The 10,216-nt window shown below is 74.1% G+C and carries 9 protein-coding genes and 1 riboswitch; of the genes, 2 read left to right on the top strand and 7 right to left on the bottom strand.

Annotated elements, in window-relative coordinates:
* The 4 genes from VKV23_05500 to VKV23_05485 all read right to left on the bottom strand — a co-directional run.
* A partial coding sequence (locus VKV23_05500) for a hypothetical protein (GenBank protein ID HLI15494.1) occupies positions 1–236 on the bottom strand: 236 nt, incomplete at its 3' end.
* Between the two features lie 94 nt (positions 237–330).
* Positions 331–1,956, bottom strand: a complete 1,626-nt coding sequence (gene groL / locus VKV23_05495) for a chaperonin GroEL (protein ID HLI15493.1) — start codon at positions 1,954–1,956, stop codon at positions 331–333.
* Between the two features lie 131 nt (positions 1,957–2,087).
* A complete protein-coding gene (locus tag VKV23_05490; protein HLI15492.1) occupies positions 2,088–2,363 on the bottom strand; it encodes a ubiquitin-like small modifier protein 1 in 276 nt (91 codons plus the stop codon).
* Positions 2,360–3,631, bottom strand: coding sequence for a threonine synthase (locus tag VKV23_05485; GenBank protein ID HLI15491.1), 1,272 nt, complete (start codon positions 3,629–3,631; stop codon positions 2,360–2,362). The genes VKV23_05490 and VKV23_05485 overlap by 4 nt, the downstream gene beginning before the upstream one ends.
* A 6-nt stretch (positions 3,632–3,637) precedes the next feature.
* Positions 3,638–3,741: riboswitch (SAM riboswitch) on the bottom strand.
* 207 nt (positions 3,742–3,948) lie between these two features.
* Between VKV23_05485 and VKV23_05480 the strand changes: the two genes are divergently transcribed.
* Positions 3,949–5,352, top strand: a complete 1,404-nt coding sequence (locus tag VKV23_05480) for a trehalose-6-phosphate synthase (protein HLI15490.1) — start codon at positions 3,949–3,951, stop codon at positions 5,350–5,352.
* 6 nt (positions 5,353–5,358) lie between these two features.
* On the opposite strand, the gene otsB is transcribed toward VKV23_05480, so the two are convergent.
* Together otsB and VKV23_05470 are read right to left on the bottom strand one after the other, a co-directional pair.
* On the bottom strand, positions 5,359–6,099 hold the full coding sequence (gene otsB, locus VKV23_05475; GenBank protein ID HLI15489.1) for a trehalose-phosphatase: 741 nt from the start codon (positions 6,097–6,099) through the stop codon (positions 5,359–5,361).
* Positions 6,100–6,152: 53 nt separating this feature from the next.
* Complete coding sequence (locus tag VKV23_05470; GenBank protein ID HLI15488.1) at positions 6,153–6,410, bottom strand: DUF3263 domain-containing protein; 258 nt, start codon at positions 6,408–6,410, stop codon at positions 6,153–6,155.
* Between the two features lie 150 nt (positions 6,411–6,560).
* Here VKV23_05470 and VKV23_05465 point away from each other — a divergent pair, with 150 nt between their 5' ends.
* The gene (locus VKV23_05465; GenBank protein HLI15487.1) at positions 6,561–7,310 is read left to right on the top strand and encodes a cytochrome c biogenesis protein CcdA; all 750 of its coding nucleotides are present in this window, start codon (positions 6,561–6,563) and stop codon (positions 7,308–7,310) included.
* 147 nt (positions 7,311–7,457) lie between these two features.
* Here VKV23_05465 and acnA read toward each other — a convergent pair whose 3' ends face one another.
* The gene (acnA, locus tag VKV23_05460) at positions 7,458–10,124 is read right to left on the bottom strand and encodes an aconitate hydratase AcnA (protein HLI15486.1); all 2,667 of its coding nucleotides are present in this window, start codon (positions 10,122–10,124) and stop codon (positions 7,458–7,460) included.
* Between the last annotated feature and the right edge of the window lie 92 nt (positions 10,125–10,216).

Raw genomic sequence — 10,216 nt, 5'->3', positions numbered from 1 at the left:
TCCGAGCGCAGCGACGCGGCACGGCGCGTGAGGAGCGTGGCGAGTCCGCTCGGGCGCTCGAGGAGGGGAACGAGGACGCCCGCGCGCGCGCCGCTCGGCGCGCGCGCCCGGAGGACGGCACGCAGCGCCGGGAGCACGGGCTCGGCGAGGCCGGCGCCGCCGCGCCACGGCGGCGCGTGCCGCACGACGGCGCCGTCCGGCCGCGGCACGACCTGGCGGAACGGCGCCTCGATCATCGCTGCAGGCTAGGCCAGGACGACGCCGCCGGCGAGGAGGGGCGCTCGCCCGTCCTCGCCGGCGGTCCGACGACCCCGTGCGCGCCCGTGGCGGCTACATCATCCCCATGTCGTGGTCGTGCCCGGCGTGCGCAGGCGCGGGGGGCTCGGGCTTGTCCGCGACGAGCGCCTCCGTCGTGAGGAGCAAGGCCGCGATCGACGCCGCGTTCTGGAGCGCCGAGCGGGTGACCTTCGCCGGATCGATCACGCCCGACTTCACGAGGTCCTCCATCTCGCCGGTCGCCGCATTGAGCCCGACCGACCCGCTCGCCTCTTCGACCTGGCGGACGAGCACCGCGCCCTCGAGGCCAGCGTTGAAGGCGATCCACTTCAAGGGCTCCTCGAGGGCCTTCGCCACGATCGCCGCCCCCGTCGCCTCGTCGCCAGCGAGCTGGCTCGCCGCGTCGACGACGGCCTTGCGGGAACGGATCAGCGCGGTGCCGCCGCCGGCGACGATGCCCTCCTCGATCGCCGCTCTCGTCGCGCTGAGCGCGTCCTCGATCCGGTGCTTCTTCTCCTTGAGCTCGACCTCGGTCGCCGCGCCGACGCGGACGACGGCGACGCCGCCGGCAAGCTTCGCGAGGCGCTCTTGGAGCTTCTCGCGGTCCCAGTCCGAGTCCGTCTCTTCGATCTCGCGGCGGATCTGCGCGATGCGACCCTTCACGTCGGCCTCGGCGCCCGCGCCGTCGACGATCGTCGTCTCGTCCTTCGTGACGACGACGCGCCGGGCCCGGCCGAGGAGGTCGAGGGTCACCGAGTCGAGCTTCAGGCCCACCTCCTCGGAGATCACCTGGCCACCGGTCAGCACGGCGATGTCGCCGAGCATCGCCTTGCGGCGGTCGCCGAAGCCCGGGGCCTTCACCGCGACCGAGGAGAAGGTCCCGCGGATCTTGTTCACGACGAGGGTGGCGAGCGCCTCGCCCTCGACGTCCTCGGCGATGACGACGAGCGGCTTGCCGGTCTGCATGACCTTCTCGAGCACGGGCAGCAGGTCGCGCACCGCCGAGATCTTCGCCGCGTGCAGCAGGACGTAGGCGTCCTCGAGGACGGCCTCCATGCGCTCGGGGTCGGTCGCGAAGTAGGGGGAGATGTAGCCCTTGTCGAAGCGCATCCCCTCGACGAGGTCCATCTCCATCCCGAAGGTCTGGGACTCCTCGACGGTGATCACGCCGTCCTTGCCGACCTTGTCGATCGCCTCCGCGATCATCGTCCCGATCTCGGGGTCCGCCGCTGAGATCGCCGCCACCTGGGCGATCTGGTCCTTCGAGTCCGTGTCGCGGGCGATGTCCTTGAGGGACGCGACGGCCGTCTCGACGGCCGCCTCGATGCCACGCTTCAGCGACATCGGGTTGGCCCCCGCCGCGACGTTGCGCAGGCCCTCGCGTACGAGGGCGCCGGCGAGCACGGTCGCCGTCGTCGTCCCGTCCCCGGCGACGTCGTCGGTCTTCTTCGCGACCTCCTTCACGAGCTCGGCGCCGACCTTCTCGTAGGCGTCCTCGAGCTCGATCTCCTTCGCGATCGACACGCCGTCGTTCGTGATCGTCGGCGCGCCCCACTTCTTCTCGAGGACGACGTTGCGGCCCTTCGGGCCGAGCGTGACCTTCACCGCGTCGACGAGCTGGTTCATCCCGCTCTCGAGCGCCCGCCGGGCCTGCTCGTCGAAGGCGATCAACTTCGGCATCGGGCTTCCTCCCTTGGCTCGAAACGATGCTCGCCCGGTCCGACCGAGCGTTGGCACTCACAACTGTCGAGTGCTAATAGCAAACCACGCAGCCGCCGGGCGCGCAACCCTGCCCGGCGCCGACGGGTCGGTCAGCCCCCGGCGACGGCGGGGACCACCGAGAGCGTCTGGCCGTCCCGCACCGGGGTGTCGAGGCCGTCGAGGAAGCGAACGTCCTCCTCGGCGAGGAAGACGTTCACGAAGCGCCGGAGCGAGCCGGTCTCGTCGAGAAGGCGCTCGGCGATCCCCGGGTGGGCGGCGTCGAGCGCGGCGAGCGCCTCGCCGACCGTCGACGCCTCGACGGCGACCTCCCCCTCCCCGCCCGTCAGCGAGCGCAGCTGGGTGGGGATCCGGACCGTGACGGTCATCGCTTCTCCTTGTCGTGGTCGTGGTCGAGGTCGACGTCGAGGCTCTGCTCGAACGCCGCGAAGGCCTCGAGGGTGGGCTGGATCACCGCGCTCGGACCGACCGTCGCGCCGAGCGCCTCGACCGTCTTGAGGCCGTTGCCGGTGACGAAGGCGACGACGCGCTCGTCCGGCCGGACGGCGCCGCTCGCGGCGAGCTTCGCGAGCGTGGCGATCGTCACCCCGCCGGCGGTCTCCGCGAAGATGCCCTCCGTGCGGGCGAGGAGGCGGATGCCCTCGAGGATCTCGTCGTCGGAGACCGCTGCGATCGTGCCGCTCGTCGTGCGCGCCACCTCGAGCGCGTAGTAGCCGTCGGCAGGGTTGCCGATGGCGAGCGACTTCGCGATCGTCGCCGGCCGCACCGGTCGCACCTGGTCGCTGCCCTCGGCGAAGGCCCGCGCGACCGGCGCGCACCCCTCGGCCTGCGCGCCCGAGATGCGCACCGCTTCGCCGCCCTCGATCAGGCCGAGGAGCTCCAGCTCGCGGAATCCCTTGTGGACCTTCGTCATCTGGCTGCCCGAGGCGATCGGCACGACGACGTGGTCCGGGGCACGCCAGCCGAGCTGCTCGGCGACCTCGAAGGCGAGCGTCTTCGATCCCTCTGCGTAGTAGGGGCGGACGTTGATGTTCGTGAACGCCCAGTCGCCGCGCTCGCTCGCGAGCTCGGCGCACAGGCGGTTGACGTCGTCGTAGGTCCCCTGGACGGCGATGACCGAGGCGCCGAAGACGGCGGTCGCCGCGACCTTGACCTGCTCGAGGTCGCTCGGGATGAAGACGTAGGCCTCCATCCCGGCGCGCGCCGCGTGCGCGGCGACGGAGTTCGCGAGGTTGCCGGTCGAGGCGCAGGCCGCGACCTTGAAGCCGAGCTGGCGAGCCTTCGTCAGCGCGACCGAGACGACGCGATCCTTGAACGAGCCGGTCGGGTTGCGCGTGTCGTCCTTCACGTACAGCTCGCGCAGGCCGAGCTCCGCGCCGAGGCGCTGCGCGCGCACGAGGGGCGTGAAGCCGGCGCCGAGCTCGACGGGATCGCCCCCGTCGACCGGCAGCAGCGGGGCGTAGCGCCAGATCGTCGGCGGCCCCGCCGCGATCGCCTCGCGGCTCACCTGCGTCCTCAGCGCCTCGTAGTCGTAGACGACCTCGAGCGGGCCGAAGCAGAACTCGCAGGCGTGGAGCGCCTCGGCAGGGTAGCGGCGCCCGCACTCACGGCAACGCAGGCCTTCGACGGACGCCACGGCTCCTCCTCATCGATCGGGCATTGGCACCTGGCCGACCGGACCGTCCCTCCCGGTCGCTGGTTGCCGCGGCGTCGCAGGGCCCGTCCCTCGGCCGCTCTGGATGATCGGGGAGATTGTGGACGACGCGGCGGCGCACGTCAAAGCGGGTGGCGACCGGCCCACGTTGTGCCGCGAAACGGCGGTTGGCGAAGATGGGCCGTGCACCTTCTCTGGGCGAGCACCGCCACGACACGGCTGCCCCGTCCGGCTGGCGCGGCGCCTCGAACCGATGTGGTCGAGCCAGCCCCCGTCGGACTCGGACGAGGGGGGCGGCCGTGACCGACCTCGTGGTCGCTGCCAACCGAGGCCCGGCGAGGGTCGTCGTCGCCGAGGACGGGTCGACGTCGGCGGCCGCGCCGGCCGGCGGCCTCGCGCCGAGCCTCGCGCGCGCGCTCGCGGGGACGGGCGCCACGTGGGTGGCCGCGCCGGCGACGCCCGACGAGCGGCGGGTCGCGCGCGAGCGTGGGCACGTCGAGCTCGAGGAGGGCATCGTCCTCGAGCTCGTCGACGTCGCCGAGGAGGTGCAAGCCGCGGCCTACCGTGTCGTGGCGAACGGCACGCTGTGGTTCCTGCTCCACAACCTGTTCGACCGCGTCTACCGCCCCGCGTTCGACCGGCGCTTCGGCGAGGCCTGGGACGCCTACCGCACCTACAACCGGGCCTTCGCGCAGCGCATCGCCGAACGGGCGGCGCCGGGCGCGCTCGTCGTCGTCCACGACTACCACCTCCTGCTCGCTGGCGCGTACCTCGCCGAGCAGCGTCCGGACCTGCGGACGGTGCACTTCAGCCACACGCCGTTCTGCACGCCCGAGGAGCTCGCGCTCCTGCCGCGGGCGGTCGCGCAGGAGCTCCTCGCCGGCCTCGCCTCCTACGGCGCAGCCGGCTTCCACACGCCGCGCTGGGCCGACGCCTACCGCGCCTGCGCCCGCGCCTTCGGCCTCGGCGAGACGGCTCCCTTCGTCGCGCCCCTCGGCGCGGACCGCGAGCGCCTCGAGGCGCTCGTGGCGAGCCCCGCCTGCGTGGCGGCGCGAGACGAGCTGCTCGGTCGCCTCGGTGGCCGGTCGCTCATCGTGCGCGTGGACCGGGCCGAGCCGTCGAAGAACCTCGTGCGCGGCTTCCTCGCCTTCGAGGAGCTGCTCGAGCGGCGGCCGGAGCTGCGCGGGCGCGTCCAGTTCCACGCGCGCGCCTACCTGTCGCGCCAGGAGCTGCCCGAGTACCTCGCGTATCGCGCGAACGTCGAGCACCTCGTGGAGCGCATCAACGAGCGCTTCACGCTCCCCGGCGGGGAGCCGCCGGTCGAGCTCGCCACGGACGACGACCTCGATCGATCGCTCGCCGCGCTCTGCTGCTACGACGTCCTCCTCGTCAACCCGATCCGGGACGGCATGAACCTCGTGGCCAAGGAGGGGCCGCTCGTGAACGCTCGCTCGGGGGTGCTCGCCCTCAGCCGCGAGGCGGGCGCGTTCCACGAGCTGGCCGACGGCGCGCTCGCAATCGACCCCTTCGACGTGAGCGGCACGGCGTCGGTCCTCGAGCGGGCGCTCGCCCTCGAACCGGCCGAGCGCACCGAGCGCGCCGCGCGCCTCGCCGAGGCGGCTGGGGCCTGGCCCCCGTCGCGCTGGTTCGCCGCCGTGGCCGCGCAGGCTCGCCGTGCCGTGCGCGGACCGGATCGGGGCTGAGACCCGTCAGGCGCCACCGGCGGCCTCGAGGACGGCGCGCAGGAAGGCGAGGGCGGCCGGGGGCCCGTCGAGGCGCAGGTCCGCGGCCTCGAGGAGGGCGGGTGGCGCCTCGGGCCCCGCGACCGCCACCTTGCAGGTCCACCCCCCAGCTGCCGCCACCGCGTCGAGCGCGTCGAAGGCGGCGAGGTCCCCGAGGTCGTCGCCGAGCACGCACGCCCCCGTCGCGCCCGCGACGAGGCGCCCGACCACGTCGCCCTTGCCTGGTGCGCCCGGCGGCCCGAGCTCGATCGCCGCCTTCGCCTCGCGCAGCGCCAGGCCTGCGTCGCGCGCGAGGGCCTCGGCGACCTCGAGGACGCGTCGGCGCGCGCCCGGCGCCCGTCGCCAGTGCAGGGTGAGGCCGAGGCCCTTGTCCTCCACGAGCACGTCGACCGGCAGCTGCCGCCGCGCCGCGGCGCTCGCTCGAGCGAGGGCGTCGCGCCAGCGCGCGAGGTCCTCGGCGTGCATCCCGACGCCCCCCGGGTCGGCCCGCTCGAGGCCGTAGAGGCCGAAGACGACGAGGCGCGAGGGGCGCTCGTCGAGCTCGAGGCGCTCGGCGAGGAACCGAGCTGGGCGCCCCGAGACGACCGCGACGGTCCGGAAGCGCGCCGCGAGCGCCGCGAGGAGGTCGGGCGCTCCGGGCAGGGGCCGGGCCCGCTGCGGGTCGTCGACGATGGGCGCGAGCGTGCCGTCGAAGTCGGTGACGATCACGCCGGCGGACGCGCGCTCGCCGAGGCGCCGCGCTGCGGCGAGCGCCTGGGCGCTCAGCGAGGCTCGCTCCGGCGTGGCGCCTCGCCGAAGAGCCGGGCGCGCCGAGCCGCGCGCCGGCGCCGGGCGCGCCGCACGACGAGCGGGTCGTAGGCGAGGGCGTCGGGCGAGTCGGCGAGCCGGTCGAGGAGCGCGTAGTAGCGGGAGGGGGACATCTGGAGGCGGGCACGGATCGCGTCGCGCTTGGGTTCGCCGAGGGTCCACCAGGCTCGCTCGAAGTCGAGCACGCGCCGCTCGACGGCGCTCAGACCCATCCCGCCCCCGTCATCGGGACGACAATGGCGCCGCCGCCGCCCGAACGCAAGCATTCCCCGCGTTCGCCCCGCTCTCGCCGGTGCGCGAGGCTGTGACCCCGCGGCCGGCCCAGCCGGACAGGCGGCCCTTCGCAGGAGCGGTCCGAGCAGATGAGCGTCCCGGTGAGCTACCTCGCCGCCTTCGGCGGCGGCGTCCTCTCCTTCGCGTCCCCGTGCGTGCTCCCGGTCGTGCCCGCCTACCTGTCGGTGGTGACGGGCCTCGACCTCGCCGGGCCGGCGGACGGCAGGGGCCACCTGGCGCGCATCGTCCGGGACGGCCTGCTCTTCGTCGCCGGCTTCGGGACGGTCTTCGTGCTCCTCGGCGTCTCGGCCACCTCGGTCGGCCAGGCGCTCTTCCACGACCGCCTCGTCCTCACGCGCGCCGCCGGGGCCTTCGTCATCGCCATGGCGCTCTTCCTCGCCGGCTCCCTCGTGCTGCGCCTCCCCGCCCTCTACGGCGAGGTTCGCTTCCACCCCGACACCGCCCGCCTCGGTCCCCTCGCCGCGCCCGTCGCCGGGGTGGCCTTCGGGCTCGGCTGGACGCCGTGCATCGGCCCGGTCCTCGCCTCGGTCCTGTCCGTGGCAGCGACCGAGCGCGGGATCGGCCGGGGCGCGCTCCTCCTCGCGTGCTACGCGGCGGGGCTCGGCGTGCCGCTCCTCGCGGTCGGCTGCGGCCTCGGCCGCCTGGCAGGCGCCCTCGCGGTGGTGAGGCGCCACCTGCGGGCGGTCACGATCGCCTCGGCCCTGCTCCTCGCGGGCTTCGGCGTCCTGCTCGTCCTCGACCGGATGAGCTGGGCGACGAGCGAGCTCGAGGTGGCGCTGCGCGCCATCGGCCTCGGCCGCCTCGTCACGATCGGCTGAGCCACGGCCACCTCGCCCGGACCGGACCGAGGGCCCGGGCGCCCTGCACGGGTGCAGGGAACGGCCGCCGTCTCCCAGGGCGCCGGCTGCCGGGCGAGCACGCCCCGAGGTGGCCAGCGGTCGCGACGCCGCCGAGGGGCGACAGCGTCAGGACGCGGCGAGCTTGCGGGCGACGAAGGGCAGGATGCCGCCGTGCGCGAAGTAGTCCGCCTCCGTCGGCGTGTCGATCCGCAGGAGGACCTCGAAGCGCCGGTCGTCCGCGGCGACGGTGAGGCGCCGGCCGATCAGCTCGGCCGGCGGCACGCCGGCGAGGCCGGTGATCGTGTAGACCTCGCGCCCGGTGAGGCCGAGCGCGTCCACGCCGCCGTCGAGGAACTGCAGCGGCGCGACGCCCATCCCGATCAGGTTGGAGCGGTGGATCCGCTCGAAGCTCTCGGCGAGCACCGCTCGCACGCCGAGCAGGGCCGTTCCCTTCGCCGCCCAGTCGCGCGACGACCCCGAGCCGTACTCCTTGCCGGCCAGGATGACGAGCGGTACCTGCTCGGTGGCGTAGCGCATGGCGACGTCGTAGATCGTGCCCACCTCCCCGTCGGGCAGGTGGACGGTGACCCCACCCTCGGTCCCGGGCACGAGGCGGTTGCGGATTCGGTTGTTGGCGAAGGTGCCGCGCAGCATCACCTCGTGGTTGCCGCGGCGCGTGCCGAGCGAGTTGAAGTCTGCCTCGGCGACGCCGTGCTCGAGCAGCCAGCGCCCGGCCGGGCTCGTCGGGCGGATCGCGCCGGCCGGCGAGATGTGGTCCGTCGTGACGGAGTCGCCGAGCACGGCGAGCGCGCGCGCCGAGACGATGTCGGCGAGGGGGGCCGGGTTCGGCCCGATGCCCTCGAGGAACGGCGGCCGCTTCACGTAGGTCGACTCGTCCCACGAGTAGCGCTGGCCGGTCGGGGCCTCCAGGCTCCGCCACGCCTCGTCCCCGCCGAAGACGTCGGCGTAGTCCTTCGCGAACATCGAGGCTTGCACCGAGTCGCGCACCGCCGCGGCGACCTCGGCCGCCGTGGGCCAGATGTCGCGCAGGTAGACGGGGGCGCCGTCGCTGCCCACGCCGAGCGGCTCGGCGTACAGGTCGACGTCCATCGTCCCGGCGATGGCGTAGGCGACGACGAGCGGTGGCGAGGCGAGGTAGTTCAGCCGCACCTCGGGGTGCACGCGCCCCTCGAAGTTCCGGTTGCCCGACAGGACGGCGGCGCACGAGAGGTTGCCGGCCGCGATCGCCGCGGAGATCTCGGGCGCGAGTGGACCCGAGTTGCCGATGCAGGTCGTGCAGCCGAAGCCGACGAGGTGGAAGCCGAGCTTCTCGAGGTAGGGGAGGAGGCCGGCTTGCTCGTAGTAGTCGATGACGACGCGCGAGCCCGGTGCGAGCGAGGTCTTCACCCACGGCTTGGAGGTGAGGCCTCGCTCGACGGCGCGCCGGGCGAGCAGGCCCGCCGCGAGCATGACCTGCGGGTTCGAGGTGTTCGTACAGCTCGTGATGGCGGCGATGACCACGTCGCCGTGGTCGAGCTCGAACTGCTCGCCCGAGGTGAGCCGCACGAGCTGCGGCGAGCGCGGCCGGTCCCCGGCGCTCCCCCCCACGGCCGCGGCGAGCGACTCGCGCAGCATCGCCTTCGAGCGCCTGAGAGGGACGCGGTCCTGGGGCCGAGAGGGCCCGGCGAGGCTCGGGACGACGGTCGACAGGTCGAGCTCGATCGTCTCGGTGTACGCCGGCTCGACGCTCGGGTCGTGCCAGAGGCCCTGCTCCTTCGCGTAGGCCTCGACGAGGTCGACGAGGTCGGCCGGCCGGCCCGTGAGGCGCAGGTAGCGCAGCGTGTCCTCGTCGATCGGCACGATGGTCACCGTCGAGCCGTACTCCGGGGACATGTTCCCGATGGTCGCCCGGTTCTCCACGGGCACGGCCGCGACGCCGGGCCCGTAGAGCTCGACGAACTTGCCGACCACGCCGTGGCGGCGCAGGAGCTCGGCGATGGTGAGGACAAGGTCGGTGGCGGTCGACCCCTCGGGCAGCTCGCCCGACAGGCGCAGGCCGACGACGCTCGGGATGAGGAGCGGGATCGGCTGGCCGAGCATCGCTGCCTCCGCCTCGATCCCGCCCACCCCCCAGGCGAGGACGCCGAGGCCGTTCACCATCGGCGTGTGCGAGTCCGTGCCGACGAGGCTGTCCGGGTAGGCGCCACCCTCGGCGTCCCGGAAGACGACCTGGGCGAGGTACTCGAGGTTGACCTGGTGGCAGATGCCGGTGTCGGGCGGCACGACCCGGAAGTTCGAGAAGGCCTGCTGCCCCCAGCGCAGGAAGCGGTAGCGCTCGAGGTTGCGGGCGAGCTCGAGCTCGGCGTTGCGCACGAAGGCGTCGGGCCGGCCCGCCACCTCCGCGATGACCGAGTGGTCGATCACGAGGTCGACGGGGATCTGGGGGTTGACGGCCTCGGGGCGACCCCCGAGGGCGTCGACCGCGTCGCGCAGCGCGGCGAGGTCGACGACGCAGGGGACGCCGGTGAAGTCCTGGAGGAGGATGCGCGCCGGCGAGAAGGCGATCTCCCGGTCGCTCGGACCGCTGCGGGCGAAGTCGGCGAGCGCCTCGATGTCCTCGCCGGTCACGTTCCTGCCGTCCTCGTTGCGCAGCAGGTTCTCGAGGAGGATCTTCATCGAGTACGGCAGGCGCTCGACGTCGTGGCGCCCGGCGAGGGCCGACAGGCGGTGGATCCGGTAGGGGCGGCCCCCGACGACGAGCTCCTGCTCGGCCCCGAAGCTGTTCAGTCCCATCGCGACCTCCTCGCTGCTACGCGTCGACGCTAACCGCTCGGTGCCAGGGGCTCCACCGACGCCTGGCGCCGCCCTCGCCGGTCGCTCCTCGG

The organism is Acidimicrobiales bacterium, assembly GCA_035294085.1.
Lineage (GTDB): Bacteria > Actinomycetota > Acidimicrobiia > Acidimicrobiales > Bog-793 > DATGLP01.
The sequence above is the reverse complement of the archived record's forward strand: the minus strand, read 5'-3'. Positions and strand labels throughout refer to the sequence as shown.